We start from the raw sequence: 25,943 nt of genomic DNA on the forward strand, positions 1-25,943 counted from the left end.
AATTGTGGAGCGAGCTCGTGCAATCGCGCACAAGCAGACCTTTTGACCTCTGTCGAGTTGGTGCGGCGTTGGTGACCGTCCACGAGCCGGACACTCACGCGTAAGGGGCTGTGGTTCAATGACTTGGGTGGTTACATTTGTTGTGTCACCGTGCATGCACTTGGTGACCATATCACAGAACCGTGTGGTTGGGCTCGCTACTATCACACAAAGCTGCGCACGGTGGACAACTCCACTGCCTTCGCAGGTACGTGATGTGGCAAATGCAAGTGAGCGCCAGGTAAGGCGTTAGCTCGCGACTTGCGCGGCCTCACGAACGGAGGCACCATACGCCCCCGCTCGGCCCTTAAGCCAGCTTCCGGGGACGCACCTGGAACGCCGCCGGCGGACCGCACCGACACACGCCAACACAGCAGGAGCCCCGTCCGCATGCCCTTCTCCGCGACGCCCCCGGAAGGTCTGGTCACGTTGTCCGCGAATGCGCGCACCGTTCTGGAAAAGCGCTACCTCGTCAAGGACAAGTCCGGGAAGCCGGTCGAGAAGCCTGAGGACATGTTCTGGCGTGTGGCCACGACCGTGGCCGAGGCCGACCGCCGGTATGGCGCCTCGGACGGCGCCGTGCAGGCGATTGCGGAGGAATTCTACTTCCTCATGACGCAGCGCCGGTTCGAGCCGAACTCGCCCACGCTCATGAACGCCGGCCGCCCGCTGGGGCAGTTGTCGGCCTGTTTTGTGTTGCCGGTCGACGACGCGCTCAGCAACGGCCAGAGCGGCATCTATGACACGCTGCGCAGCATGGCGCTCATCCATCAGAGCGGCGGCGGCACGGGCTTTTCGTTCTCGCGCCTGCGTTCGCGCGGCAGCATGGTGCGCTCGACCACTGGCGTGGCGTCGGGCCCGGTGTCGTTCATGCAGCTCTACGATGCCAGCACGGATGCGGTGAAGCAGGGCGGCACGCGTCGCGGCGCGAACATGGGCATCCTGCGCGTCGATCACCCCGACGTGATGGAATTCATCGCGTGCAAGGAAGACCTCACCAAGATCACCAACTTCAACATCTCGGTGGGCATCACCACGAAGTTCATGGACGCCGTGAAGGCCGACGCGAACTACGATCTGGTGGACCCGGTGTCGAAGAAGGTGACGGGCGAGCTGCGCGCGCGTGAAGTGTGGGACAAGATGATCCTGGGCGCGTGGCGCACGGGTGAGCCGGGTGTGTTCTTCATCGACGAGGCCAACCGTTACAACCCGGTGCCGCACCTCGGCGATTACGAAGCCACCAATCCGTGCGGTGAGCAGCCGCTGCTCGCGTACGACGTGTGCAACCTCGGCTCGGTGAACGTCGGCCACTACGTCAGCAATGGCGTGGTCGACTGGGAAGCGATGCGCCGCGATATCGCGCTCAGCACGCACTTCCTCGACAACATCATCGACGTCAACAAGTACCCGCTCCCCGAGATCGACGCGCTGTCCAAGCGTATCCGTCGTATCGGCCTGGGCGTGATGGGCTTTGCCGACATGCTCGTGCGTCTCGGCATCCCGTACGACAGCGCCGAAGGCGTGGAGATGGGCCGCAAGGTCATGGAGTTCCTCGACGTCGAGGGCAAGAAGGAAAGCGAGCGCCTGGCGCGTGAGCGTGGCGCGTTCCCCGAGTGGGCGCAGTCCATCTGGGGCCCGGACGAAACGTGTGCGCGTGATGCCAACGGCCAGCGCATCCGCCCCATGCAGCTCCTCCGCAATTGCAACGTCACCACGGTGGCGCCCACGGGCACCATCTCCATCATCGCCGGCTGCTCGTCGGGTCTCGAGCCGCTGTTCGCCGTGGCGTTCATGCGCAATCAGGCCGGCGTGATGATGCCGGATGTGAACGAAGACTTCGTGGCCATCGCGAAGGCCGAAGGCTGGTACAGCGACGAGCTCATGGAGCGCATCGCCAAGACCGGCAGCGTGCAGCATGCCGAAGTGCCGGCCAAGTGGCAGTCGGTGTTCAACACGGCGAACAACATCTCGCCCGAATACCACATCCGCATGCAGGCCGCTTACCAGTTGCATTGCGACTCGGCCATCTCCAAGACCACCAACTTCGGCTTCGCCGCCACGGTGGATGACGTACGCGCCATCTACGAGATGGCGTACGAAATGAAGTGCAAGGGCGTCACCGTGTACCGTGACGGCTCGCGCGACAACCAGGTGCTCAGCACCGGTGCCACGCAGGACGCGGCGGCCAACCGTGAGAGCGCAAAGGCTGCGGTGAACGGCGAAGCGCCCAAGGTCGATGCAAAGGCCGAGTTGGTGCTCAAGCGCGAGATCGGCGAGCTGCAGGGCACGATTGCCGAACTGCAGAACGAACTCGATCGCACGAAGAAGTCGCTGTTCAGCGCCGAGTCGGAGAACGCGAGCCGTCGTGGCAAGCGCGCGCGTCCCGACGTCATGCGCGGCACCACCATCCGCAAGGAAACGCCGCTCGGCACGATGTTCGTGAACATCACCGAAGACGAGAAGGGACAGCCGTTCGAAGTGTTCCTCAGCCTCGGCAAGGCCGGCGGCAGCGCCATGGCCGATGCCGAAGCGATTGGCCGTCTGGTGTCACTCGCGTTGCGCTCCGGCATCTCGGTGCAGGAGATCCACCGCCAGTTGCGCGGCATCTCGTCCGACCGTGCGGTGGGCCTGGGCCCGAACAAGGTGTTGTCGATGCCCGACGCCATCGGCATCGCGCTGGAAACGTGGCTGCGTGAGAAGCAGGGCGTGCAGCAGGACCTGCTGAACGGCGGCAGCCCCGCCGTGGGTCAGGGCCCGGTGAACTCGCTGAGCGCGCCCATGCCGACACCGGCTGCCGGTGTGCCGATCACGCGCCCCCCGATGGCGGCCGAGCAGATGCAGCCGCAGATCGAGTTTGGTAATGTCGGTGGCGAGGTGTTCATGGGAACGTGCCCCGACTGCGGTTCACAGCTCGAGTTCGCGGAAGGGTGCGTGAAGTGTCACGTGTGTGGGTTCAGCGAGTGCGGGTGAGCGGCATCGACTGAATGACAGATGTGTGAAAGCGCCGCCGGTGTTCCAGTGAGGATACCGGCGGCGTTGTTGTCTCTAAGCGGGAGAGAATCGGAGTCTGCATGAGGAGCCGCGATGTTCAAGTCGATGGTCGAGTTGCGCGAACGAGCGTGGAAGTTTCTTGAGTCAGCTCGCGCATTGTGTGAGTCGGACCCAGACACGGCTGCATACTTGGGCGGCTATTCACTCGAGTTGATGCTGAAGCAAAGGTACGCGAGCATTAAGAACTGGACGGACCTTCCAGGTGTTGATGTGATTAAGGCTCGCGGAAGCCGCGAGATTCTGAGTCACGATTTGAATGAGCTACTGGTCTTAGCTCGTGCCGAAGTACTGAAGTCAGGAGCGATGCTCGACGTCGAATGGGACATGATCGCCAATTGGACTGTAGACCAGCGATACCAGGCTCTTGGCTCCCAGTCTGCTGGCAAAGTGAGAGAACGGCTCAATGGACTAGAGCGGGCATTTCACCAGCTCGCAGATTTTGCGCTGCTTGACCAGCTACAGGATGTCGAATCGAAAGTCCGTGATCAGGTCGGTCCGTTTCGGTTCCTTGCTTTGGTGAGGAACCATGAGACGGAAGGTTGGTACTTGCTCGCATCGAGCAAGAGCGCTGATTTCACGTGTGAGCAGATAGGCAAGAGAATTCTTGCCTCGATGGTAGAGGTTGTCGACCATGATCTTTGTTCCTCAGTCGCGTTTGTGTCAGTTCAGCCTGCTCAGCATCCGCTGGTGAAAGCATGTGTCGAATCATTCGGAATAGAACCACTTGATCGAGGTAGCCATGTAATGATCAAAAGTTCTATTGTCATTCCCTATGGTATGCTTCCAGATCTGTACATTCTGACTAGTGACTGACACGAAGCGTCCGTAGCTGTCATTTGAGAGGATCCGGCATCGACACGAATGACTTGCTGAAGGTCGAGCGACGCGATCTGATTGCGAACACTTGAACCATTGGTCGTAGTCGTTGGCTCGACGCGAAGCCGCCGTTACATGACTCCTGTCGAGAACTCATCTCGGCTGGCCCGCAATCACTTCAATAGCGTGCGGGCTCAGCACCTGGCGCGCGCTTTGCATCCGATGAGATCGACAGCACACATGTGTTAACGTCGCGTGGGATGTCCTGCCGCACCCCTTCAATGACGGGAAGCAAAGTACAATCAGGCTGAGAGATACAAACTCGCCAGTCGTACCTACTATCGGTACAATGCGCAGGGCACACTTGCAGAAAACAAGTAGGCTTTGCCGAAACCGGCGGAGAACCAGCCACGCTGGTGCTACTTCCCGTTGGGTCACTTGGAAGGACCGTATTGGAAAGTCACCGAAGAAGCTGCCGCTGCGATGGTTCTCCCGCTGTGTCGGTTTCCTGCTGGGTTGGGATTTGCCACATAAGGCTGGTGCCTGCGAAGCCCATGAATGGTAAGTTTGGGACATGCCAGTTGTCCGGGTGGACGTGAGTCCTACGATGCTGCGATGGGCGCGTGCGCGTGCCCGCCTCGAACGCGAAGACCTCGCCAAGGCCTTCCCCAAGCTCGCTGAATGGGAGCAGGGGAAGGTCAAGCCGACGTTCAAGCAGCTCGAGGCTTTTGCGCATCGTGTCCACGTACCGGTCGGCTACCTGTTCCTGCCCACACCACCCGATGAGCGCCTGCCCATCCCGGATTACCGCACGGTCCGCAATGCAGGTGTCGAGCAGCCGAGCGCCGACCTGCTCGACACCATTTATGCCTGCCAGAACCGCCAGGGCTGGTACCGCGATTTTGCGGAGCTGAATGGAGACGAAAGTCTGGATTTTGTCGGATCCATCGCGGTTCAGAGTGACGTTGTGCGCGCTGGTCGCCTCATCAGAGACGCGCTGAAGCTCACAGTCGAGGCGAGGCAAGCTGCCAAGACCTGGGAGGACGCGCTGCGTCAGATGGTCGCGCAGGCCGAAGAACTTGGCGTGCTGGTCATGCGGAACGGTGTGGTAGGAAACAATACCCATCGGAAGCTGAATCCCGACGAGTTCCGTGGGTTTGCACTCACTGACCCGCTGGCACCATTGGTGTTCATCAATGCGGCCGACTCGAAGTCGGCTCAGATGTTCACACTGGCGCACGAACTCGTGCACCTCTTTACCAACCGCGAAGGTGTTTCCGACGCGAGTCCTCGGCATATGCCAACCGGCGCAGTGGAGCAATGGTGCAACAACGTCGCTGCAGAGGTTCTCGTACCCCGGCAGGAGTTCGTTGGGGCCTATCGTCAGTCCGCCGATCTTCAGGACGAATTGCCCCGTCTGGCCCGTGTGTTCAAAGTGAGCACCTTGGTCATCCTTCGTCGGGTGTATGACGTGGGAGGACTATCGCGCGAAGCTTTTGGGAAGGCCTACGGTGCGGAAGTCGCACGCCTGCAAGCTCTGGCCAAAAATAGGCAGGCGAACACTGAGGCTGGTGGTGACTTTCATCTGACCGAGGCAGTCCGCGTTGGGCGTCGTTTTGCGAAAGCCCTCGTTTCCAGCACGCTCGAGGGGCGCACGCTATACCGCGATGCGTTCAAGCTGCTCGATATCAAGAAGGTTGAAACCTTCACGGAATTCGGCATCTCACTCGGAGTGGCCATCTAGTGAAGTACATTCTGGATGCGAATGTGCTGATCGAGGCCAAGAACCGGTACTACGGTTTCGACATCTGCCCGGGATTCTGGAATTGGCTGGACCAGCAGTTCGCTGCCGGTACCATCGTGAGCACGGTGGCGATTCGTGATGAACTTCTGGAGCACGGAGACGACCTAACTGAATGGGCGAAGTCACGGTCAGATTTCTTCCCTGTACTAGATGCCGACTCACTTCCCCATTTGCAGACGCTCGCCGTGTGGGTGAGAGCGCAGCAGTATCGCGCGGCCGCGGTGACGGAGTTTCTGAGCTCCGCCGACTATCAGCTTATCGCCACCGCCATGGGCAATGGCTATACGATGGTCACGCACGAGGTGCCTTCTGACTCGGTGAAACGAGTGAAAATCCCCGAACCATGCATTGCACATGGCGTGCCGGTGATCAGTCCGTTCGTGATGCTTCGTCGTTTGGGAGCTCGGTTTGATCTGCGGACTCCATAAGCCGTAGGCTGGCGTTCAGCAGGACCGCATCACGGGCAGGTGAACGGTGTAGCATGAGGGATGGTCTCCTTCTCCACTCTGCTCCTCACCACGTTGTTGCCGCCACTGTCACTGACATCGGCGCTCCAACAGCCGCCCACATGTCAGTCGGCCACCGTTCGCACCACGCCGGCCGTTCCGCGGGCGGGCACGCTTTTTCGCATATCGATGCGCTGGGACACGGGCGCAAAACCACCCGCGTCGTCAGTAGCCGGCGAGCCACTGCACTGGCGCACCGCAGGCGACTCGCTCGTCGCCATCGCGGCGGCCCCCATCGATTCCGCACAGGGCGTGACACTCACGCTCACCTGCGATGGCCAGCCTCCACGCACTCTGCGCCTCACAACCGACGCCGGCACATACCGCCTCGAAGCCCTGCGCGTCGCGCCCCGCTTTTCCGCGAAACCAGATTCGGCGCTGGCCGCACGGCAGGCCAGGGAAGCTGAACGTGCCGCGGCCGTGTCGCGCGCCTCACATGACGTGCCCCGATTGTGGACGCAGCCATTCGTGGTGCCGCGCCCGTCGCGCATCACCAGCGGCTTTGGCAGTGGCCGCACCTTCAACGGAGCTGTGACCAGCCGGCACATGGGCACCGACTACGCAGGCGCCGTGGGCGCGCCGGTGCGGGCGGTCAACCGCGGGGTGGTGCGCCTCGTCGACGCGTTCTACCTCGGCGGCAATGTGGTGTACATCGATCACGGCGAGGGGCTGGTGACGGCCTACTTACACCTCAGCAAACAGCGCGTGGCCGAGGGTGACACGGTGGCACGCGGGCAGATCATCGGCAACGTGGGCGCGACGGGACGCGTGACGGGGCCGCATCTGCATCTCATCACGCGCTTCGGGATGGTGACCGTCGATCCGCTCAGTGTGATCGGACGGTCACTGGGGAAGTGAGCCGAACGTTGCCGCTGTAATCACCTAGGCTGCTTTCTTCCGCTTGCGGTGTGCGAACGCAATGCCTGCCAGCCCCGCGCACAATAGCGCATAGGTCGATGGCTCCGGCACAACCTGCATGTCATATCTGATGCTGCCACCGACGGCCCAGAAGTTGTTCTGCCGTTCGTTGTTCAAGGCGGCAAGGCCGGCTGCGTTCAGTTCGATCTCGAACAGATGCTCGTAGTCCATTTTGACGATCGTCGTGGAGCCGAAAAATGTGCCATCACCCAGGTCCCGAAACATTGCCGTCGAAGGCCCAAGACCCAGCGCCCCATAATTGCCGGAGATCTGATGCAGCAGGTAGTCGAGAGACGAAGTACCCGCATCGTTGCGATATCCATTGATTGGAGCGCGCAAACGAAGAATGGCACTCGTCACGGTGCTGAACTCACTCAGATCGAAGAGGAACCAATTGTTCATCACCAGGACGTCATCCAAACAATCGGATTGGCCACAGACGCCCACGAAGAAGCTGTTGACTGCTGATCCACCATTGTTCGCACCGTCATTGCTGTACCATCCGCGATTCGAGGCATGGATGTCTTTCAGTTTGTTCACCAACAGCATGGCGCTGATGCCAGCATTCGGGGTATTGGCGAGATCTGTGCCGGCGAATGCGTACTGGCTGGGCTGCGCGTACACTGTGCTGGGTACGCCTGCAAACATTGCAAGACCCATGAGTGCCGACCACATGACTCGTTTCATGATTTCTATTGGGGAGATTGGATGAGGAGGGCGGGTCTCGATCCAGATCTACCTGTAGCCTGATCCCTGTCAAGGAATTGATCGAGGTGGGCCTGGAGCACGGCTCTCAAGCTGAACTGCCGAGCTCGATGACTTCGCTCGTGTCTATTGTGTGCTGATGTCGAATGTGCCGTTGGTGGCCGTCATCCGTCCGGTGTTACCGGAGGCGTTGCTGCTCGCGGCCACGAACACCACGGAGAAGGTGCCGGCCAAGCGTGTGGCCGTAACGGTGGTGAACGTGACCGACCCCGAACCCGGGCCAGTAGCGTCGCTCAGGTTGGCATACCAGAGGTTGGGCGCCGATACGAATTGGCCGATGCCGGAATAGCCGGATCCGGCGGGTTGCTGCTGCGCGGCGGCATCGAGTCGATAGGTGCCGGGCGTGATGGGGGTGAGTCGTCCGATCGTGATCAGAATCTGCTGCGTGCGCGTGGCGGTGCCGTCCACACAACCCACACCGGACACCTGCACGATGTTCGGGCCGAGGCTGGTGCTGTTGGAGATGGTCGCGGCGGTGCTGAAGTTGGCCGTGAAGGCGGCGCCGTTCACTTGCGCTGTCATGGTGCCGCGTGGCGGTACAACCGCGCACTGCGCCGAGGGGCCTGTGGGCTCGCTGCTGCCACCGCACGACGTGAACAACAATGAGGCCAGCACGATACCGGAGATCGCGAGACGTGACGACATGATAGGCGGGGCGTAAGGGGACGGTCGCAGGCGGGACAACACCGCATGATAGCGGGCGTGCCGTGGTGGCTTCCTCCAACCATTGCGCAGAACCCCCACCGAAACCGTCATCCGGTTCTCGGCGGAGTCACACGGTCGACTCACAGCGTTTCTGCGTCGCATACGACGCTCCAGGCCGGCGCCGGGTTCAGTGGCGAATACGAATCACGCCTGAGGCGGTCGCTCTTCGCTAGCCGGACCGTGCATTGGGCGGGTTTGGTCAACAGCGGGGGGAACACAGATCATACAGAAACAGAACAGACAGCACAGATACCAAACAAGAAAGAGATCATTTTCTTGTTTGGTATTTGGTGCAGTATCTGCGAATTCTGTATTGTTTCCGTGTGATCTGTGTTCCCCCCGCTGTTAGCCGGCTCCAAGTACGCCGCCGAAACTGCCGAGGCCATTTGTCGTACGGCGCTGCACCTCTCACGGACAGCCATGCGGCCAATCTCTCTCCTGCTTCTCCTACTCCTCGGCGCCTGCGTCTCTGTGCACACCACCACGCCGAGCAAGGCTGTGCCTCGTGTCGACTACCATCAACACTTGGTCAGCGCAGCCTTCGCGCCCATTGCGCAGCTTCCGGCGCGCGATGCGAAGGCGCTGCTGGCCGAGCTCGATGCGGCGGGCATCGAAAAGGCGGTGGTGCTGTCGGTGGCCTACAGCTTTGCCGACGAACGCAAAAATCTGCCCGACCCGGATCGACTGAGTCGTGAGGAGAATGACTGGACCTCGGCGCAGGTGACGGCAGGCCGTGGGCGTTTGGTGGGATTCTGCAGTGCCAATCCTCTGCGCCCGGCTGCGCTGGCTGAACTTGGCCGGTGTTTGAACCTGCCCGGTATGCGCGGGATCAAACTGCACTTCGGAAACAGCGGAGTGACACTGCGGGACACGGCGCATGCCGCGCGTCTTGTGCAGTTGTTTGTCCTGGCGGAACAGCGACGGGCAGCGGTGCTGGTGCACATGCGTGCGCGGGGAGGCGCGAATTTTGGGGCAGCGGATGCGCGGTTGTTTCTCGACCGGTTGGTCACTGTGGCGCCGTCCATCGAGATTGTGGTCGCGCACTTTGGTGGAGCCGGGCCCGGCTATCCCGCGCAGGCCGATTCTGTCATGGACGTGTTTGCGGACGCGGCCGAACGTGGCGATCCGAGAATGCGCAACGTGTTCTTCGATGTGGCCACGGTCGTCACGGCAGAGACCTCACCGGAAACGGCGGCGCTCATCGCCAAGCGCATCCGTCAGGTGGGAACGAAGCGGCTGTTGTATGGCTCCGACCTCTCGCCGCCGGGCGGAAGTATACGGACCGGATGGGAACTGTTCCGGGATCGTACGCCGCTTACGGAGGCGGAAACGCGAGCGATTGCGGGGAACATGACGTACTTTCTCCGATAGTCCGCACCTGCCTGTTGCACGTCCGCCCGAACGTCCGTCCGAACCTCATGACCCACCGCATCTTCACCAGTAAAGTCTCCGGCGTCTATCCGCACTACGTCACCAAGGCGGAGAAGAAGAACCGCACGAAGGACGAAGTCGACCAGATCATCCGCTGGCTCACGGGTTACGACCAGGCCGCGCTCGAGGGGCATCTTGATGCCGGTACGGACTTCCAGACCTTCTTTGGCAAGGCGCCGGCCATGAACCCCAACACGGCCCTCATCAAGGGTGTGGTGTGTGGGGTGCGTGTGGAGGAGGTGGAAGATCCGCTCATGCAGCAAATCCGCTGGCTCGACAAACTCATCGACGAGCTCGCGAAGGGCAAAGCCATGGAGAAGATTCTTCGCCAATGATGACACGGGTCGCATGTCCTGGCCGCGGTGGCGTTACCCGCGTGGCACTCATCGCCACTTGTGTGCTGGCCGCGTTGCCCACGGCGCTTTCCGCGCAGGTCAATGAGCCGGTGGCGCTGGCATCCCGGGCGCCGGTCGACAGCGCCCGCACTTCCCGTGAACGCCCCCGCGAAATGCGTTCGGGGAGCAATGCGGGGCGCGGCATTCTGTTTGGCGCGCTGATCGGCGGGGTGGTGGGATATGTGGCCAGCACGAGCATGTGCAAGCCCGGGTCGTGCGATGACAGTGCGCCCGTGCTGGTGCCCACCGTGTTGTTTGCCCTCGGGGGTGGTATCGTCGGTGGCATCGTAGGCAGCCTGACCGGACCATCGCGCAGCCCGGGCAACGCCAAGCTCGCGCCTCAATCCCCCAGCAGGTAACCCACGAATCACCACCCACTTGATCTTTGTGGTAATATGTAACAAATAAAGTAGCATGAAATCCGACAGCCGTCTGTCCGGGGTCTTGCACGTGCTGCTGCACATGGCCGAGCATGAGGGACCCAGCACCTCCGAGTCGCTCGCCCGCGCGATGGACACCAACCCGGTGGTGGTGCGACGCGTCATGGCGGGGCTGCGCGACCGGGGCTTTGTGCGCTCGGAGAAAGGGCCCGGTGGCGGGTGGACCATCGCCTGCGATCTGCGTCGTGTCACGTTGCGCGACGTATACGAAGCGTTGGGTGAGCCGCGGCTGCTGGCCATCGGCAATCGTTCCGAGGCACCGCAGTGTCTGGTGGAGCAGGCGGTCAATGCCACACTGGGCGATGCATTTGCCGAGGCAGAGGCGCTGCTGCTGCAACGCTTTGGCGAAGTCACCTTGGCGGCGCTGAGCGCGGACTTTCATGCGCGGTTCGCCAAGCGTGGGCGCTCGGGCAGTCGCAATCACAGCGGCCGGCACAAACACACGCGCCCACACGCGGTGACCATCGAGGACACCCATGATGCATAACACGACGTCACACGATGTCCTGGTGATCGGCGGGGCCTTTGCCGGCATGGCGGCGGCCACATACCTGGCCCGCGCGCGGCGCTCGGTGTGTGTGTTGGACACCGGCAAGCCGCGCAATCGCTTTGCTGAAGCGTCGCATGGATTTCTGGGGCAGGACGGCCGTGCCCCGCAGGAAATTCTCGATACAGCTCGAGCGCAGTTGCTGGGCTATTGGAACGTGCAGGTGGTGCAGCAGGAGGCCGTCACCGCGCGACGTGCCGATGAAGGGTTCGTGGTGACACTGGCCAGCGGCGAAGAGCACGAAGCTCGCAAGGTGATTCTGGCGTTCGGGCTACGCGATACGCTGCAGAACATCCCCGGTCTCGAAGAGCGGTGGGGTCGCTCGGTGTTGCACTGCCCGTACTGTCACGGCATCGAGTTCAGTGAACGTGCATTGGGGGTGTTGTATCGCACGCCCATGTCGGTGCATCAGGCGCTGCTCATCGCGGAGTGGGGACCGACTACGCTGTACCTGCACGGCGAAGAACTGGCTGCCGAAGATGCCGAGAAGCTCGCCGTCCGCGGTGTGCAGGTGGAGCCGGCGCGTATTGCGCAGTTGGTGGGCAACGGTCACACATTGCATGCCGCGCAGTTCGCAGACGGGCGCGAACGCACGCTCGAGGCATTGTACGTGGCGCCGCGCTCCTGTCTTTCGAGTCCGATCGCCCAGCAACTCGGTGCCGCCATCGACGACGGGCCGATGGGAGAGATGATCCGGACCGACACCAACCGCATGACCACCGTGGACGGGCTGTATGCGGCCGGCGACATCGCCCGTGCGCCGCACAGTGTGAGCTGGGCGGTGGCCGATGGGGTCACGGCGGGCACGTCGGTACATCGTGCGCTGGTGTTCGGATAGCGTCACACGTCGGTCGCGGGTGGGACCGGCGCTCACGGCACGCTGGCGCGGGACATGACGGACCATCAGCTTGCGGGCATTCCGATCCACCAGCCCCTCGTCACCCTTGCCCGCATCACCATGGTCCTCAGCAAAGACGAACTCGTTGGCCTCCTGACGCACGAAGTGAATGTGTTGCGTCACCTGATCACCAAGATCGACGCCACGTCGGTTGACTACCGTCCCACCGACTCGCAGCGCAGCTCCATCGAGCTGGTGCGCTACCTGGTCATGCAGGGACCGGCCATCGTGCAGGCCATCAAGACCGGCACGTTCGATGGCAAGGCGTGGGGCGCGGCGCAGGCCGCCGTGGATGCCAAGGATCTCGCGGCGCTGGATGCAGAGCTGGCCGAACAGTCGGCGTGGTACGCGGATCACGTGGGTGCCATGACCGACGAAGAGATGCGCGGTGTGATTCAGCTCTTTGGTCCGCCGGGCACCCGAGGCACGCACTTCGTGAATCTCGTACTCGCCAACTATGCGGCCTATCGCACACAGCTCTTCTGCTATCTCAAGCTGTGTGGCCGCACCGAGCTGACGACGTCGAATCTGTGGGCCGGTATGGACCCGAAGCCCAAGGCGTGACGTTCTGACGGCCGGCGCCTGGCCCAGGCGCCGGTCGATTGGTAAGCCCAGCTTGATACCGTGCGTCGTGGCAGCCGCTATGTCGCACGCCGTCGGTGGTGCTGTTTCATCAGGTTCCAAGACCCGGAGTCCTGATGTCTGCAACTACCATTCCGACGTTCGAAGCACGCGCCTACGCGGCTTCGAGCCCGACTTCTTCGCTTGAACCTCTCACGATCACGCGCCGCGCTCCGCTCGCGCAGGACGTGCAGATCGAGATTCTGTATTGTGGGGTGTGCCACTCCGACCTGCACACGGTGCGCGACGAGTGGCATAGTGTCATGCCTGCGCAGTACCCGGCCGTGCCTGGTCATGAGATCGTTGGCCGCGTGACCGCCGTGGGCTCCGCAGTGACCGGTTTCCAACAGGGGGACCTGGTGGCCGTGGGATGTCTGGTGGACTCAGACCAGTCATGCCCCCACTGTCAGGCCGGTCGTGAACAACACTGTGCGGAGCAGGTGCTCACGTACAACAGCCCCGACAAACACCTCGGCGGCGTGACGCTGGGAGGCTATTCGGCCAGCGTTGTGGTAGACCAGCATTTTGTGTTGCGTGTACCTGCGCACCTCGATCCGGCTGGCGCGGCCCCGTTGTTGTGTGCCGGTATCACCACCTATTCACCGCTGCGCCACTTCGGCGTGACCAAGGGTCACAAGGTGGGTGTGGTGGGGCTTGGTGGACTTGGCCACATGGGCGTCAAGTTTGCCAAGGCGTTTGGCGCCGAGGTGGTGGTGTTCACCACGTCCCCGCACAAGCGCGATGATGCCCGGCGACTGGGCGCCGACGATGTGGTGGTGTCTACCAGCGCCGAGGACATGGCGCGGCATGCCGGCACGTTCGATTTCATTCTCGACTGTGTCTCGGCCAAACACGACGTGAACGCCCTGTTGTGGCAGCTCAAGCCAGATGGCAAGATGACCCTCGTGGGCGCGCCGGAGCAGCCATTGGAAGTGTCGGCATTCAGCCTGCTGGTGGGTCGCCGATCACTGTCCGGCTCCAATATCGGTGGCATTGCCGAGACGCAGGAAATGGTCGATTTCTGTGGGGCGCATGGCATCACATCCGATGTGGAAGTGATTCCGGTGCAGCAGGTGAATGACGCCTACGAGCGTCTGCTGCGTTCAGATGTGAAGTACCGGTTTGTGCTCGATATGAGCACACTCTGAACACCTTGAGGTCGTAGTCGAACGAAGCCCCCTGATCGAGATGATCAGGGGGCTTCGGTGCACATTGGGTGTCAGATGGCAATCTATTGATAAATCTTCTTGATGAGTCGCAGTTGATGCAGCATGGGCGTCTTGAAGGGCGCGCCGTAGGTGAAGACCCTTGAACCCCATTCACTCGCCGCTGTCGTTTCCACTTCCAGTCGATAGCGGGTGGCGGGCATGTCCCGGAACGATACCGCACCATTGCTGTCGGACACGGCGGTGGCCAGCACCACGGGTGCCGTCACAGGCGGGACGTTGGGCGTCAGCGTATCACCCGGCATCGATGGTAACTGCACGAATCGCACGGTGGCTCCAGCGATCGGTGGTGCCACCCAATTGGAGTCCGGGCGCAGAACCAGCGAATCGATCCAGTTCTGCGACACGAGCGCGATGACGTCGAAACGCGATGGACGGGTGACAGGTCCCTGACCACCTGGAATGCTGTCCGGCGGCACCGAATCGCGCGCGGTGACGGTGAATCGCGCCGTATCGGCCTTGTCGCCGCGCGACACGATGATGAGCGCCACGCCCGCTGCACGGGCCGATACCGCCGCTCGCAGGCCGTCGGTGCCACGCCCCGAGTCTGGCAATACGGTGACGGTCGCAACGAGTGGATTGGAGCTGGCCCAGGTGGGTCGTACGCCGGAGATGGGATTGCCTGCGGCGTCGAGAATGCGTGCCTGGACCACCGCACCGTATCCCACTTGCAGCGTGGCGTTGCGTGGGTCGATGACCACCGACTCACCGCTGACACCATTGATGGCCAGTTGCACGTCGAGATCGTCCGCACGGGTGGCGGTCGGTGCACTGTCCTTGCATCCTGCCAGCACACCTGCACTCAGCAGAGCGGCTGCGGCGAATGTGCGTGCGTAGATGGAATGTCCTGCGTGCAACATGTCCTGACTCCTCAGAATGGACCCGATGACGATGCCTCACACCGAACCGCGCATGTGGTGGAGGCAGGGGGCGTCTGTGCGTGATACCTCCCGGTTCGCCCCTCGGGTCACCTGCTCAGATCATTCTGGCGTGCGACCAAGACCATTCAATGTCGAGCGCATTCCGGCGCTCACGGCATCACGTGGTGTGCGGCCTTGCTGCAGATCACGTTCGATGGTGTTGCGGAAGGCACTGAGCTCGCCATCGCGTGCGCCGCGCCGCAGCAGCGATTCCACTGACGAGACGGCGAGATCGATGGGCACATTGCGCAGTGCGAGCTCCGCCACGATGGTGAGCGGCATGGTCAATGATGCGACTCCACGCCGTCGTTGTGTGTCCACCAGTCGCGCAATGGCCGCCGGTTCGACACCGGCAAACAACACACTCGCTGCCGCCTTGAGTTCGTCGTCGCTTGCCGTGGCGCCGAGCAACTGCCGCCCTTCCCGCAAGCGCGACGCGAGTGATCGCACCGCGGCGAGAATGCGCGCATCATCGGCACCCTTGAGCACACCTTCGGCCACTTTGTCGCGAATGGCGTCACCCGGCAATCGTTCGACGGTGAGCGAGTCGACCAGTCGATCGATGGTGGTGCGGGTGAGGGCAGACATGCGGCCGGATGACGGGCTTTGTGCCTCGAGCGGACCGGCCGCCATCAGCAAAGCGATGCCCACCGCCACGCATGCGGTCGATGCACGATCGATCATTCTCTGCTGCTCACCAGGACCACCGAGTTGGGCATGCCAAAATCCTCCTCTGCTTCCGCGGGAGCAACGGGGTCACGGACGATCTGGCCATCGATGACAAATGCATACGTGTGTCGGCCGGCACTCAAAGGCAGCATGGTGGTCCAGGTGCTGCCATCTGGTGAGAGTACGAGCGGTGTGGCGTCCGCGTCCCATCCGTTGAAATCTCCCACCAGACTGACCCGTTGCACACCCGGCGCCATCACGGCGAACCGGACGCCCATGGTCGCGGCGGAGGTGGCGGTTGTGAGATGTGTGGAACGGGCACCCTCGTCTGGCGCGCGACGAGACCGTGTGAGGTCGCCGAGCATGGCTCCCACCACCATGAATCCGACGGCCGCTGCCAGCCCGGTGAGCGGCGTGATGCGCCAATCCCGCCCATTCGCTGCCACCGACGGTGGTTCGAGCTGTGCGAGTTCGCTGTGCAGATGTTCCCGCCAGGCGTCACGAACCGGCACCTCGCGGCGCAACTCCGCGATGGCATGCTCCAGGGCTGGTGGCATCTGTTCGTTATTGTCCGGCATTGCCGTACTCTCCGAGTTCCTGTTGCAGGCGGCTGCAGGCCCGTTGTACGCGCATCTTGAGCGCGGATACTCCGGTTCCCGTGATGCGTGCCATCTCGACGTACTCCAGTTGCTCGACGTGCTTGAGAAGAAAGGCTTCGCGCTGTTCGACGGGCAGTGCCGCGAGGGCACGGGTGAGCTCCAGGCGCAACTCCGTGTCAGGGCCGTGCGAAGGCACCGCACTGCGTGCCACGGCGTCCGCGTCGGTGTGTACCCACCGTGTTCTGCGCGTGCGTGAGAGCAAGGCGGTGCGACATCGATTGGCGAGAATGGCGAAGAGCCAGGTGCGAAAGGCCGTGGCCGGATCGTAGCTGCCCAGCGCACGATAGGCCCGCAACAGCGTGTCCTGGGTTGCCTCTTCGGCATCTTCGCGCGCGCCGAGCATGCGGGTGGCAAATCGCAGGCAACTTGGTGAATGACGATGCACAAGCTCCGTGAATGCGTGAGCATTCCCGTTCAGCACAGCGCGTACGAGCTCGGCATCGGTCATGGGTTGTGCGTGATACCTTCCGATGTGACGGTCGGGTCACCGTCAACCATTGGTTCGACGCCGTACCGAGGTCATCGCACGGTGATGAGCCCAACCCGTCCGCCAAATTCATCGCGCGCGGTCGGCAATCCCGGAGGCGGCTGCCAGGCCGCTTCGTCGATACTGATGTTGAGACGATACGTGCCTGGCCCCACCGGCAAGGTGGCTTCCCACCACCCATGCGCGGCGCGGATCATCGGCACCGGTGCCCAATGCGTGGGTTCACCACTCACGCGTACCGACGCGGCATCGTCATGACGCAGGCGCAGCCGGAGTTGCCCCGTCTCGTTGAGGATCGCCTCGAAGGCCATACGCGATCGACTGCCCGTGGCCACACTGTCGCCGCCTGTGTCGCCACGGCGCGGCCATCGGGCGAGTTGCACCCCAAACGAATAGACTGCGCGCACCGGAGACGTCATGTCGGGTTGTGTGGGCAGTGCCGCGACACCCGCACGCACCATCACCCAACGGGTGATCGGTACCTGCGCCTCGGTCCGGCCCCACAACATGTTCGACCGCGACCGTGCGCTGGACGAGAACAACGTGTCCTGCATCCATGGCAGTGGTCGTATGCGATGACTGATGGTGCTGCCTCCGGTGATGTCGAACAACACGGGGCCGGCGTGGAACTGGAATCGCGAACGCAGGTCCACCAATCGTGATGGCACCTGCGTGATGATCGTCTGCCTGGTGGGGGCAGGAACCGACGCGGAATCGGTGTACACGGCCAATGGTTCGTTCCACACGGTCCGACCCAATGCCGTCACGCGACCCAGAGCTCGCAGGTCGAGCGACGCGTTCACGCCGCGCACGCGCTGCCACACCCCCACCGTGAGCCCCTGTCGATCCCGAGTGGCGTCGAGCGGGGACAGACTTCGATGTCCATATCCCACACTCACGCCGCCGTTGTGAATGGCACGTGAGAGCTGCAACAGTGCACGCGGTTGACCGGCCAGTGCCATGCAGTCGGATCCGGCAATTCCAACGGCTCCGGACATCATGAGCGTCCATCCACGATGGGCCGGTGTGCGGGCAGACAGCGCGACGACCGGTGTGCTGGTGCCAAAACGTGTGGCGCGGGCGAGTGGTGCCGAATAGGCCGTGGCCGATACATGCGTCCAGTCGGCCTGAGTGGCCACCATGGAGGGCGCCTGGCACTGCGGGCCATTGCCGCTGGTGAGCAGTGCCATGGCGCTGACCTGTGGCACCGGTGATTGCGCCGGCAGACGGCCTGGTGCAACGACACCGAGCAGTGGCAGCGCCATGCGCAGGGCGTGTGGACACCGCAGTCGGGGGACCAGGGTCACGGGCATGGGGTACGCAGTGAGGGGACTGCAGGAGGGACGGATCGCATCGCGGCTCGCGCCTCTGCTATACCTCCTGACACCGGCCGCGGGTCACATGCATGAGCGGGTTCTTTGGCGAACAGACGAGCCCATCACATCGACTTGCGTCAACCTTCGTTGCTCTTCAGACTCCGGTATGCCATTGCGTTCTCGCCGTCTCCGTTCCGCATGCGCACTCGCTGGAGTGACGCTGCTCATGAGTGCCTGTATGAGCGCCACTGATTCCAGTGGCGGCAGTCAGGACTATTTTGCGCGCATTCGCGGCACGGTCACGCGCGCGGATGGTGCATCGACCGCGCGTGCCGGTATTGGTGTCTCCTGTACCGGATCGGATGACCAGCCCTTTGGAGTCACGGCGGACGCCGACGCCAATGGACGCTTCGAGGTGGATCTGAATATCCCGCCGGTGTTCAGGCCGCTCGAAGGGCCCGTTTTTGCGTGCCGTGTTCTGACGCCCTATAACGGCTTGCCCCTGGTGGAGAAGACCGTGGTGATTCCGGTCGGGACGGGTACCCGCCCGGTGACTGAGGTTGCCCTGGTCATCCCCTGATCAGGCCTCTGGCTGGAGCGGCGCGCCCCTCGATGCACTGACGGGCGCGCCGTTGTGGTATGGTGGCTCGCCGATCGGTGCCACGCCTCAGCCCGGCCCGACTATCATTGGGCATGGTGAATTCATGACCGAGCCACTGGAACACCCCCCCGAACAGTCGCCCAGCCCCTCTGCGGCGCCGGCAGGGTTCGAGGACGACCTGCGCGCTGCCGTTCGCCTGCTGGAACAGGTGATTGCCGATCGCACTCTGCTCATGACGGTGCCCAACGACGACCGCCGCCGTTTCGACGAGGCCGTGGCCACCGTGTTCCAGCCCGATGTGCGGGCGCGCCGGGCCATGGTGAAAGCCACGGCCCGCCAGCGGAAACTCGAGGCGGCGCTACGCGACGATAGTGTGTTGCATGAGACAGGCATTCGAGCCCTGCGCCGCAAGCCGGTGTTCACCACGCCCAATGTGTACCTGCTGGGTGATGCCACTTCAGGCACCTCGTCGGTCACGGCCGAAGAAGTGGACGGCGCACCCATGCCGGAGGAAGAGAGCAGCCGGCCGCACAATGGCCCCGAAGCCGTCGTGCCCCAGCACTGCTACATCTGCAAGCAGAAGTACACGAAGATCCATCACTTCTACGACCAGATGTGCACCGAATGCGCCGACTTCAATTTCCGGAAGCGCACGGAGCTGGTCGACCTGAGCGGGCGCACGGCGCTGCTCACCGGTGGTCGTGTGAAGATCGGCTATCAGGCCGGTCTCAAACTGCTGCGGTGTGGCGCGCGTCTGTTGGTGACCACGCGTTTCCCACGTGATTCGGCCATGCGGTATGCCGCTGAACCCGATTTCGAACAGTGGAAGGATCGTCTCGAGATCTTTGGCCTCGACCTGCGGCACACCCCCAGCGTGGAAGCGTTTTGTCGGGAGTTGCTGCAGACGGAATCACGACTCGATTTCATCGTGAACAACGCCTGCCAGACGGTGCGGCGTCCACCCGCCTTCTACGCGCACATGATGGAGGGGGAACGCGCGGCGTCGGGCACATTGCCTTCGACCACGCGTGCCCTGCTGGGCAGCTACGAAGGTATGCGTGACGCCGATGCCGGGCGTGTGGCTTCCGCCGTCACCGGAGCCGGTGTGGTGAGCGCAGAAACCATCGAAGAACTGGCGCTCGATCGTGTGGGGCTCACGCATGCGGCGGCCTTGTCGCAGGTGGCGTTGTTGCCGGACGATCTGGATGTGGGTGAGCAGCTCTTTCCGAGTGGCAAACTCGATCAGGATCTGCAACAGATCGACCTGCGCTCACGCAATTCCTGGCGTCTGTTGATGGACGAGGTGCCCAGCGTGGAGTTGCTGGAAGTGCAGCTCGTGAACGCGATCGCGCCGTTCCTCATCAACGCGCGTCTCAAGCCCCTGATGCTGCGGACCGACAACCGCGACAAACACATCGTCAATGTGTCGGCGGTGGAAGGACAGTTCTATCGCAACAACAAGACCACACGGCACCCGCACACCAACATGGCCAAGGCGGCGCTCAACATGATGACGCGCACGTCGGCTGCCGACTATCAGCAGGATGGTATCCACATGAACAGCGTGGATACCGGATGGGTGACCGACGAAGACGTGGCCGAGATTGCTGCGCGCAAGGTGGAGAACCATCGCTTCCATCCACCGCTCGATATCGTGGATGGTGCAGCGCGCATCGTGGACCCGATCATCGTCGGGGTGGCCACCGGCGAACATGTCTGGGGCCAGTTCCTCAAGGACTACGTGCCCACCGACTGGTAGTCACTCGGCATATCATCATCTCCATTCGCACTTGCCCCTGCTGACATGACCTGGGATGCCTTGCAGACACGACGGGAATTTCTGACGGCGGCCGCTGTGGCGGGATTTGTCGTGGCGCGACGAACTCCTCCGCATGCGGAGACAGCCGCCGAGCGGCATGTGCCGTGGACGATGTACATCGGCACGTACACCAAGACGGGGAAGAGCAAGGGTATCTATCGCGTGTCGGTGGATCCGGTCACGCTGCAGTTCGGGACACTCGAACTCGCCTCGGAGACACCCGATCCTTCGTTCCTGGCCATCACCCCCGATGGCCGGGCATTGGTGGCCGTGAATGAACTCGTCGAGTTCGGTGGACAGGCGTCGGGTAGCGTGACGGTGTTTGCACGCAATGCGGCCAGCGGTGCGCTGACGGTGCTGTCACCCTCGCGCGCATCACGCGGTGCGGCGCCGTGTTATGTGTCGATCGATCGCACGGGTCGACAGGTGATGGTGGCCAACTATGTGGGTGGCAATGTGGCCGTGCTGCCGTTGGCCACGAGTGGTGCACTCGGAGAAGCGGGCACGGTGCTCGCGCGCACGGGCAAAGGCCCACATCCGGTGCGTCAGGTGGCGCCCCACGCGCATTGCATTCTGCCCGATCCGGGCAATCGGTTTGTGCTGATGTCGGATCTGGGCACGGACAAGATCCATGTGGCACGTCTCGACGCGGCCACGGGTGCGCTGACGCCGGCCGATGTGCCGGAAGTATCACTGCGACCGGGGTCTGGCCCGCGACATCTCGCCTTCTCGCCGGATGGGCAGACGCTGTATGTGGTGACCGAGCTCGACTCGACCATCGTGGCGTTTGCGTACAATCGGGCAACGGGCGGCCTCACCGAGCGGCAGCGCATCTCCACCCGTCCGGCGGGTGCGACCATCGAGAATTTCCCCGCCGACCTGCATGTGCATCCCACCGGGCGCACGGTGTATGCGTCGAATCGGGGAGACGACACCATTGCCGTGTTCGCGGTGGATGCCACGAGCAAGGCCCTGAGCCTGGTGCAGTCGGTGCCCACCGGTGGCAGTGGTCCACGCAACTTCACGCTCACGCCCGATGGCACGGGCTTGTTGGTGGCCAACCAGCGTTCCGATTCCATTCTGGCGTTTCAGGTGGATGCGGTGACGGGGCAGTTGGCGGCTACGGGGCAGGTGCTCGACGCGCCGGTTCCGGTGTGCCTCACGTTCGCCTGATGCCGGGCCCGACGAACCTGCACGGGGAGGCCAAGTATGCGCGGGCTTGATTTCAGTTCCTGGTCGACCGTGCTCACCACGTTCGTCAGTCTGGCGCTGGTCACACTCATCGGCGTGGGCATTCGCCTGCTGGCGATGCAGACCATTCAGCAACGACGGGAGCGTGAGAACCGGCAGGTCAATGAACGGCTGCGCATTCTCATCGCGGCCTACAAGACCTTGGGCGGTTCGTTCACCGGCAACCTGTTGGTGGATCCCACGCACCTGCGGGATTTGCGGGAATCGGGACTGCTCGATGAACCCGCGATGACTGCCGGCGATCGGGCTCGACGCACTCGTGATGCGGTGGAAGGGGCGCTGTCGGATGTGCTGCTGCTCGGCACCGAAGAGCAGGTGCATCTGGCCACGCAGGTGATCAACGAACTGGTGGCGGGGCGTCAGGTGGAGACGGCAGCGCTGGTTGTCTCGTTGCGGGACTTCATCCGCCGTGTGCTCGATCTGGAGCCGGTGCCGGCGATCGTGGCCACGCTGCGACAGGGGCCAACACGACCGGGTTCAGGCACGGGTGGTGGCAAGGGCCGCGATGGCGGTGGCAAGGACGAGGGACGCGGCGGCGGTGGAGGAGGGAAAGGCGGCGGCATGGGCGCCGGTGGACTTGGGGCGGGATTGGGTCTCGGGATGGGTCTTGATGATCATGCCGATGACACACAGCCCGACCGATAGCCGCTGATGGTTCAGGGCTGGTGGTTGCCGATGGCTTCGAGGAAGTAGTCGCCGTACTTCTCCAGCTTGGCCTGACCCACACCGGGGACCTGCAACAGGGCACTGTGTGTTTCCGGCCGCCGGGCGACCATCTCGAGCAACACCCGGTCACCGAACACGATGTACGCCGGTACACGCGCTTCGTCGGCGAGCTCACGCCGCAGCGCGCGCAGGGCATCGAACAACTCACGGTCGTCGGCGCTCAATTCGTGTGCATCGAGTGACGACGAGGATGTGCCACGCGCCGTTTGTGCACGACGCCACGGCCCCTGCGCCACCCGCTCCTGCTCGGCCGCTTCGGCAATGCGATCCTCCACCGACTCACCGGTGCAGTGATCGCACGACGTACCGCACGGTTCCACTGCTTCATCGAAGTGGCGCACCAGTGCCTGATGCCGGCAGCTCGAACGTTCGATGAGATTGAACAGCGCCTTGGTCGCCGCGTGGGTGCGTTCGCGTAGCGCTTCGTCTTCGAGGCGGTCGAGAAAACGCTCGTGCGCAATGACATCGGCCCACGAGTAGAACATGATGCAGTCGCTGGGCAGCCCATCGCGACCGGCGCGGCCGATCTCCTGATACCACGACTCGATGTCCTTGGGCATATCGCGGTGGATCACGAAGCGCACATTCGACTTGTCGATGCCCATGCCAAATGCCACCGTGGCCACCATCACGTCGATATCGTCGCGCTGAAAGGCTTCCTGGTTGCGCGCGCGTTCTTCGGCGTCGAGACCGGCATGATACGACAGCGCCTTCACACCCTGCTGCACCAGAAACTCGGCGGTCTGCTCCACGCCCTTCCGACTCTGGCAATACACAATGCCACTCTCACCGGCGTGCGCGCGCACCAGCGTGAGGATTTCCCGGCGTGTGTTGCCACCCTGGCCCTTTTTGCGCACACCGATCCGCAGATTGGGCCGGAAGAACGAGCCCTTGAAACCAGCGGGCTTTTTCATGCCGAGCTGGCGCAGGATGTCGCGTGCCACGTCGCGGGTGGCGGTGGCCGTGAGCGCGAGCACCGGCACATCGAGCTGCTGCTTGAGCCCCTGCAGGCGGCGATAGCTCGGCCGGAAGTCGTGTCCCCACTGACTGATGCAGTGCGCTTCGTCGACCACGAGCAGCGAGATGGGACAGCCCTGCACGAAGTCGCCGAGGTATCCGTCGAGCGCTTCGGGGGCGAGGTACACCAGTTCGTAGGCCCCCGCACGGAACGCATCGAGGCGGGCGCGACGTTCGTTGGGTTCGAGCGTGGAGTTGATGGCCGTCACGCGGTACCCGAGACTGGCCACCGCGTCCACCTGGTCCTTCATGAGCGAGATGAGCGGCGAGATGACGAGCACCGTGCCACCCAGCAGGCGCGCCGGAATCTGGTAGGTGAGCGACTTGCCCGCGCCGGTGGGCATGAGCGCGATGCAATCGCGGCCCGCCAGCACCGCGTCGATGACTTCACGCTGGCCAGGACGGAATTCCGTGTAGCCAAAAACGTCGTGAAGGACGTCGTCAGGCGTATGGCCGACGTGAGCGAGCGACGGGTGAGCGGAGGACACGCTGCATTCTAGTCACTTGCCGCGCGTGATGCGGGTGGGTTGAGTAGAAAGGTACCGGGGGCTAGCGGAAGGAAATTCCGAGGCCCAATGACCAGGCGAACAATCGCTCGCCCGCATATGACGGCAAGTACGTGACGCGGGCCGTCGGGACCATCCCGAAATGGCGATGGATCTGCAGGGCGATGTCGCCGCGCATCTGCACACCCCACACGGAGGCACTATCGCCAGCGTACTGCGCGGCACCGATCAGGACTCGGGCCGTCTTGTGATCGAGATCCCGGGCCATACCCACCAACATGCTGGTGACCACAAACCACTGTGACTCCTCGCAACCGCCACTGGGTGTGGGCGTGCACATATCGTTGAGAGAGAAGTTGCCGGCGACACCGATCCCCGCACCGCCGACGATATGCGTGGTCGGACTGATTCGTCTGCCACCGGTGAGGAGTGCATCGGCGAACACGCCTCCCTTTTTGAACTCCTTGGCGCCGGCGAGACGGTGTCCACCCAAGGTGATGTCGGTGCCCCAGGCGCCGTAGCCTTGCGCGGTCGCTGTATTGGATAGGCATGGTATGGCCATCGCCAATACCAGACCACGTATCGATTGTCCGAGTGGCATTGGTCGGGTGGGTGTTGGGCCTACTGCCCCCGGAAGGACAGGCTGACGCCCAGTGCCCACATGGTGGCGGTCTCCCCACGGTGGTCGGGGAGCAGCGTGAGGCGTGCCATCGGACCGATGCCGACGCGATTGCCCAATATGAGCGCCAGATCCGCTCGCACCTGCGTGCCCCAGTCGGTATTGCCACTGTGCGAATACACCGCCGGACCGATGAACAATCGTGCCGTCGTGCTGGCGTCGAGTTGGCGGGCAATACCGATCAACGCACTGCCCATCCACAATTGCTGCGTCGGCGCGCAGCCGCCATCGGGCAGGAACGTGCAGGAGTCATTCGAGGCCAACGTGGCAGTCGTACCTGCGCTGCCGGCGGCGACCAGCGACCATTGTGCGCCCCGATGCACACGGATGGCGAGCAAGGCCTCGAGCAGCGGGACCGTGCGCTCTTTGTACATCACACCCGATACGCCATGCGCACCCACGGTGAGGTCGAGGCCGGCTGCGTGCGCCACTTGCGCGCGAAGTGTGCGCAGCGGTGCGGTGCTGGCGGCAAACAGCAGCGCTGCGGTGACGAACAGGGCACGCGTCATGGAAGGCATTGTCATGCGGGAATAGGGTCTTCTTCTCAAATACTCCCCTGCGTGGCCACCGGCAATGCCCTAGATTGGCACGAATCACACACTGTTGTCCGATCGCGTCGTTCGATCCCGAACCGGCGTCCTCATCCGCCTGGAGATCCTCCCGTGCGTCGTCTTCCGATTCTGGCTGTCGCCACCGCCGTGTCGTTCGTGTCCGCTTGCTCGGGCGCCGACAAAGCACCTGTAGCCGACAGCGTGGCCGCTGTGCCTGTGGCGGCACCGGCTGTCGTGGCCATCGGTATTGCCTCGCCGGCCGAAGGTGACTCGGTCATGCAGCCGTTCACGATTCGCCTCGAGGCGATGGGCGTGGAAGTGGTGCCCGCGACGGGAACGGCCGAGCCGGGCAAGGGACATCATCACCTCATCATCGATGGGGATGTGCCGTCGGACTCGCTGCCGCTGCCGGCGGCGCCGATCGTGATTCACATGGGTGACGCGTCCACCGAGCGGAACATCGAGGGGCTCAAGCCCGGCCCGCATCGCATCATCGCGGTGTTCGCCGATGGCGCGCACGTGCCGATGGCCTCGGTGAAGCGCGATACGCTCAACATCACCGTCATCAAGTAACCCTGAG

General features: G+C 63.0%; 27 protein-coding genes. 17 read left to right on the forward strand and 10 right to left on the reverse strand.

The features are described 5' to 3' along the window. Positions 1 to 429: 429 nt before the first annotated feature. The 5 genes from GAU_RS04810 to GAU_RS20425 all read left to right on the forward strand — a co-directional run bounded on the left by GAU_RS04810 (position 430) and on the right by GAU_RS20425 (position 7,074). A complete protein-coding gene (locus GAU_RS04810) occupies positions 430 to 3,009 on the forward strand; it encodes a vitamin B12-dependent ribonucleotide reductase (RefSeq protein ID WP_012682431.1) in 2,580 nt (859 codons plus the stop codon). Between the two features lie 114 nt (positions 3,010 to 3,123). Then, positions 3,124 to 3,903 carry a hypothetical protein gene (locus GAU_RS04815; protein ID WP_041265262.1) on the forward strand — a complete coding sequence of 260 codons (780 nt, stop codon included), beginning with the start codon at positions 3,124 to 3,126 and terminating at the stop codon, positions 3,901 to 3,903. 577 nt (positions 3,904 to 4,480) lie between these two features. After that, the gene (locus tag GAU_RS04820; RefSeq protein WP_012682432.1) at positions 4,481 to 5,650 is read left to right on the forward strand and encodes a helix-turn-helix domain-containing protein; all 1,170 of its coding nucleotides are present in this window, start codon (positions 4,481 to 4,483) and stop codon (positions 5,648 to 5,650) included. Continuing rightward, positions 5,650 to 6,138 (forward strand): DUF4411 family protein, encoded by a 489-nt coding sequence (locus tag GAU_RS04825; protein WP_012682433.1) that lies wholly within the window; start codon positions 5,650 to 5,652, stop codon positions 6,136 to 6,138. The genes GAU_RS04820 and GAU_RS04825 overlap by 1 nt, the downstream gene beginning before the upstream one ends. A 60-nt stretch (positions 6,139 to 6,198) precedes the next feature. Next, positions 6,199 to 7,074, forward strand: a complete 876-nt coding sequence (locus GAU_RS20425; protein ID WP_012682434.1) for a M23 family metallopeptidase — start codon at positions 6,199 to 6,201, stop codon at positions 7,072 to 7,074. Between the two features lie 24 nt (positions 7,075 to 7,098). Here the strand turns inward: GAU_RS20425 and GAU_RS04835 are convergent, their stop codons facing one another. Then, the gene (locus tag GAU_RS04835; protein WP_012682435.1) at positions 7,099 to 7,821 is read right to left on the reverse strand and encodes a PEP-CTERM sorting domain-containing protein; all 723 of its coding nucleotides are present in this window, start codon (positions 7,819 to 7,821) and stop codon (positions 7,099 to 7,101) included. Positions 7,822 to 7,965: 144 nt separating this feature from the next. Then, positions 7,966 to 8,544, reverse strand: a complete 579-nt coding sequence (locus GAU_RS04840) for a hypothetical protein (RefSeq protein ID WP_041265264.1) — start codon at positions 8,542 to 8,544, stop codon at positions 7,966 to 7,968. Positions 8,545 to 9,102: 558 nt separating this feature from the next. On the opposite strand from GAU_RS04840, the gene GAU_RS04845 reads away from it, so the two are divergent. From GAU_RS04845 to GAU_RS04875, 7 genes are all read left to right on the forward strand, one after another. After that, positions 9,103 to 9,975, forward strand: a complete 873-nt coding sequence (locus GAU_RS04845; protein ID WP_012682437.1) for an amidohydrolase family protein — start codon at positions 9,103 to 9,105, stop codon at positions 9,973 to 9,975. A gap of 47 nt (positions 9,976 to 10,022) precedes the next feature. After that, positions 10,023 to 10,370 (forward strand): DUF2200 domain-containing protein, encoded by a 348-nt coding sequence (locus GAU_RS04850; protein ID WP_012682438.1) that lies wholly within the window; start codon positions 10,023 to 10,025, stop codon positions 10,368 to 10,370. A gap of 41 nt (positions 10,371 to 10,411) precedes the next feature. After that, entirely contained in the window at positions 10,412 to 10,789 is a 378-nt protein-coding gene (locus GAU_RS04855) for a hypothetical protein (protein WP_012682439.1), read from the forward strand. 55 nt (positions 10,790 to 10,844) lie between these two features. Continuing rightward, positions 10,845 to 11,357 carry an Rrf2 family transcriptional regulator gene (locus tag GAU_RS04860; protein WP_012682440.1) on the forward strand — a complete coding sequence of 171 codons (513 nt, stop codon included), beginning with the start codon at positions 10,845 to 10,847 and terminating at the stop codon, positions 11,355 to 11,357. Beyond that, positions 11,347 to 12,255: an NAD(P)/FAD-dependent oxidoreductase gene (locus tag GAU_RS04865; RefSeq protein ID WP_012682441.1), complete on the forward strand. Its 909-nt coding sequence runs from the start codon at positions 11,347 to 11,349 to the stop codon at positions 12,253 to 12,255. Before GAU_RS04860 ends, GAU_RS04865 begins: the two co-directional genes overlap by 11 nt. 54 nt (positions 12,256 to 12,309) lie before the next feature. Next, positions 12,310 to 12,879: a hypothetical protein gene (locus GAU_RS04870; protein ID WP_012682442.1), complete on the forward strand. Its 570-nt coding sequence runs from the start codon at positions 12,310 to 12,312 to the stop codon at positions 12,877 to 12,879. Positions 12,880 to 13,013: 134 nt separating this feature from the next. Continuing rightward, positions 13,014 to 14,084, forward strand: a complete 1,071-nt coding sequence (locus tag GAU_RS04875; RefSeq protein WP_012682443.1) for an NAD(P)-dependent alcohol dehydrogenase — start codon at positions 13,014 to 13,016, stop codon at positions 14,082 to 14,084. An 83-nt stretch (positions 14,085 to 14,167) separates the two neighbouring features. On the opposite strand, the gene GAU_RS04880 is transcribed toward GAU_RS04875, so the two are convergent. The 5 genes from GAU_RS04880 to GAU_RS04900 form a co-directional block, all read right to left on the reverse strand. After that, complete coding sequence (locus GAU_RS04880) at positions 14,168 to 15,022, reverse strand: hypothetical protein (protein ID WP_012682444.1); 855 nt, start codon at positions 15,020 to 15,022, stop codon at positions 14,168 to 14,170. A gap of 120 nt (positions 15,023 to 15,142) precedes the next feature. Then, the gene (locus GAU_RS04885; RefSeq protein ID WP_012682445.1) at positions 15,143 to 15,766 is read right to left on the reverse strand and encodes a hypothetical protein; all 624 of its coding nucleotides are present in this window, start codon (positions 15,764 to 15,766) and stop codon (positions 15,143 to 15,145) included. After that, complete coding sequence (locus GAU_RS22155) at positions 15,763 to 16,329, reverse strand: isoamylase early set domain-containing protein (protein WP_012682446.1); 567 nt, start codon at positions 16,327 to 16,329, stop codon at positions 15,763 to 15,765. The genes GAU_RS04885 and GAU_RS22155 overlap by 4 nt, the downstream gene beginning before the upstream one ends. Continuing rightward, positions 16,316 to 16,858, reverse strand: coding sequence for an RNA polymerase sigma factor (locus GAU_RS04895; RefSeq protein WP_012682447.1), 543 nt, complete (start codon positions 16,856 to 16,858; stop codon positions 16,316 to 16,318). The genes GAU_RS22155 and GAU_RS04895 overlap by 14 nt, the downstream gene beginning before the upstream one ends. A gap of 71 nt (positions 16,859 to 16,929) precedes the next feature. Continuing rightward, entirely contained in the window at positions 16,930 to 18,210 is a 1,281-nt protein-coding gene (locus GAU_RS04900) for a glycogen-binding domain-containing protein (protein WP_012682448.1), read from the reverse strand. A gap of 241 nt (positions 18,211 to 18,451) precedes the next feature. Here GAU_RS04900 and GAU_RS04905 point away from each other — a divergent pair, with 241 nt between their 5' ends. From GAU_RS04905 to GAU_RS04920, 4 genes are all read left to right on the forward strand, one after another. Beyond that, positions 18,452 to 18,793, forward strand: a complete 342-nt coding sequence (locus GAU_RS04905; protein ID WP_012682449.1) for a hypothetical protein — start codon at positions 18,452 to 18,454, stop codon at positions 18,791 to 18,793. Positions 18,794 to 19,046: 253 nt separating this feature from the next. Then, positions 19,047 to 20,573, forward strand: a complete 1,527-nt coding sequence (locus GAU_RS04910) for an SDR family NAD(P)-dependent oxidoreductase (protein ID WP_425483088.1) — start codon at positions 19,047 to 19,049, stop codon at positions 20,571 to 20,573. A gap of 45 nt (positions 20,574 to 20,618) precedes the next feature. Then, positions 20,619 to 21,806: a lactonase family protein gene (locus GAU_RS04915; protein WP_012682451.1), complete on the forward strand. Its 1,188-nt coding sequence runs from the start codon at positions 20,619 to 20,621 to the stop codon at positions 21,804 to 21,806. A gap of 36 nt (positions 21,807 to 21,842) precedes the next feature. After that, a complete protein-coding gene (locus GAU_RS04920) occupies positions 21,843 to 22,529 on the forward strand; it encodes a hypothetical protein (protein ID WP_012682452.1) in 687 nt (228 codons plus the stop codon). Positions 22,530 to 22,540: 11 nt separating this feature from the next. Here GAU_RS04920 and GAU_RS04925 read toward each other — a convergent pair whose 3' ends face one another. From GAU_RS04925 to GAU_RS22410, 3 genes are all read right to left on the reverse strand, one after another. Then, complete coding sequence (locus GAU_RS04925; protein ID WP_012682453.1) at positions 22,541 to 24,115, reverse strand: RecQ family ATP-dependent DNA helicase; 1,575 nt, start codon at positions 24,113 to 24,115, stop codon at positions 22,541 to 22,543. A gap of 61 nt (positions 24,116 to 24,176) precedes the next feature. After that, a complete protein-coding gene (locus GAU_RS04930; protein WP_012682454.1) occupies positions 24,177 to 24,734 on the reverse strand; it encodes a hypothetical protein in 558 nt (185 codons plus the stop codon). A 20-nt stretch (positions 24,735 to 24,754) separates the two neighbouring features. After that, entirely contained in the window at positions 24,755 to 25,330 is a 576-nt protein-coding gene (locus GAU_RS22410; RefSeq protein WP_231847955.1) for a hypothetical protein, read from the reverse strand. A gap of 144 nt (positions 25,331 to 25,474) precedes the next feature. Here GAU_RS22410 and GAU_RS22415 point away from each other — a divergent pair, with 144 nt between their 5' ends. Continuing rightward, positions 25,475 to 25,936, forward strand: coding sequence for a DUF4399 domain-containing protein (locus GAU_RS22415; RefSeq protein WP_012682456.1), 462 nt, complete (start codon positions 25,475 to 25,477; stop codon positions 25,934 to 25,936). The last annotated feature ends 7 nt before the right edge of the window (positions 25,937 to 25,943 follow it).

The organism is Gemmatimonas aurantiaca T-27 (genome assembly GCF_000010305.1).
In the GTDB taxonomy this organism is placed as follows: Bacteria; Gemmatimonadota; Gemmatimonadetes; order Gemmatimonadales; family Gemmatimonadaceae; genus Gemmatimonas; species Gemmatimonas aurantiaca.

What these genes read in the sequence shown, in the direction of transcription:
- GAU_RS20425 (WP_012682434.1), top strand. Translation starts at nt 6,199, where the DNA reads ATGGTCTCCTTCTCCACTCTGCTCCTCACCACGTTGTTGCCGCCACTG.
- GAU_RS04900 (WP_012682448.1), bottom strand. Translation starts at nt 18,210, where the DNA reads ATGCCCGTGACCCTGGTCCCCCGACTGCGGTGTCCACACGCCCTGCGC.
- GAU_RS04865 (WP_012682441.1), top strand. Translation starts at nt 11,347, where the DNA reads ATGATGCATAACACGACGTCACACGATGTCCTGGTGATCGGCGGGGCC.
- GAU_RS04905 (WP_012682449.1), top strand. Translation starts at nt 18,452, where the DNA reads ATGAGCGCCACTGATTCCAGTGGCGGCAGTCAGGACTATTTTGCGCGC.
- GAU_RS22410 (WP_231847955.1), bottom strand. Translation starts at nt 25,330, where the DNA reads ATGCCTTCCATGACGCGTGCCCTGTTCGTCACCGCAGCGCTGCTGTTT.
- GAU_RS04870 (WP_012682442.1), top strand. Translation starts at nt 12,310, where the DNA reads ATGACGGACCATCAGCTTGCGGGCATTCCGATCCACCAGCCCCTCGTC.
- GAU_RS04840 (WP_041265264.1), bottom strand. Translation starts at nt 8,544, where the DNA reads ATGTCGTCACGTCTCGCGATCTCCGGTATCGTGCTGGCCTCATTGTTG.
- GAU_RS04835 (WP_012682435.1), bottom strand. Translation starts at nt 7,821, where the DNA reads ATGAAACGAGTCATGTGGTCGGCACTCATGGGTCTTGCAATGTTTGCA.
- GAU_RS04910 (WP_425483088.1), top strand. Translation starts at nt 19,047, where the DNA reads ATGACGGTGCCCAACGACGACCGCCGCCGTTTCGACGAGGCCGTGGCC.
- GAU_RS04915 (WP_012682451.1), top strand. Translation starts at nt 20,619, where the DNA reads ATGACCTGGGATGCCTTGCAGACACGACGGGAATTTCTGACGGCGGCC.
- GAU_RS04875 (WP_012682443.1), top strand. Translation starts at nt 13,014, where the DNA reads ATGTCTGCAACTACCATTCCGACGTTCGAAGCACGCGCCTACGCGGCT.
- GAU_RS04820 (WP_012682432.1), top strand. Translation starts at nt 4,481, where the DNA reads ATGCCAGTTGTCCGGGTGGACGTGAGTCCTACGATGCTGCGATGGGCG.
- GAU_RS04930 (WP_012682454.1), bottom strand. Translation starts at nt 24,734, where the DNA reads ATGCCACTCGGACAATCGATACGTGGTCTGGTATTGGCGATGGCCATA.
- GAU_RS04895 (WP_012682447.1), bottom strand. Translation starts at nt 16,858, where the DNA reads ATGACCGATGCCGAGCTCGTACGCGCTGTGCTGAACGGGAATGCTCAC.
- GAU_RS04815 (WP_041265262.1), top strand. Translation starts at nt 3,124, where the DNA reads ATGTTCAAGTCGATGGTCGAGTTGCGCGAACGAGCGTGGAAGTTTCTT.
- GAU_RS04885 (WP_012682445.1), bottom strand. Translation starts at nt 15,766, where the DNA reads ATGATCGATCGTGCATCGACCGCATGCGTGGCGGTGGGCATCGCTTTG.
- GAU_RS22155 (WP_012682446.1), bottom strand. Translation starts at nt 16,329, where the DNA reads ATGCCGGACAATAACGAACAGATGCCACCAGCCCTGGAGCATGCCATC.
- GAU_RS04860 (WP_012682440.1), top strand. Translation starts at nt 10,845, where the DNA reads ATGAAATCCGACAGCCGTCTGTCCGGGGTCTTGCACGTGCTGCTGCAC.
- GAU_RS04880 (WP_012682444.1), bottom strand. Translation starts at nt 15,022, where the DNA reads ATGTTGCACGCAGGACATTCCATCTACGCACGCACATTCGCCGCAGCC.
- GAU_RS04810 (WP_012682431.1), top strand. Translation starts at nt 430, where the DNA reads ATGCCCTTCTCCGCGACGCCCCCGGAAGGTCTGGTCACGTTGTCCGCG.
- GAU_RS04920 (WP_012682452.1), top strand. Translation starts at nt 21,843, where the DNA reads ATGCGCGGGCTTGATTTCAGTTCCTGGTCGACCGTGCTCACCACGTTC.
- GAU_RS04850 (WP_012682438.1), top strand. Translation starts at nt 10,023, where the DNA reads ATGACCCACCGCATCTTCACCAGTAAAGTCTCCGGCGTCTATCCGCAC.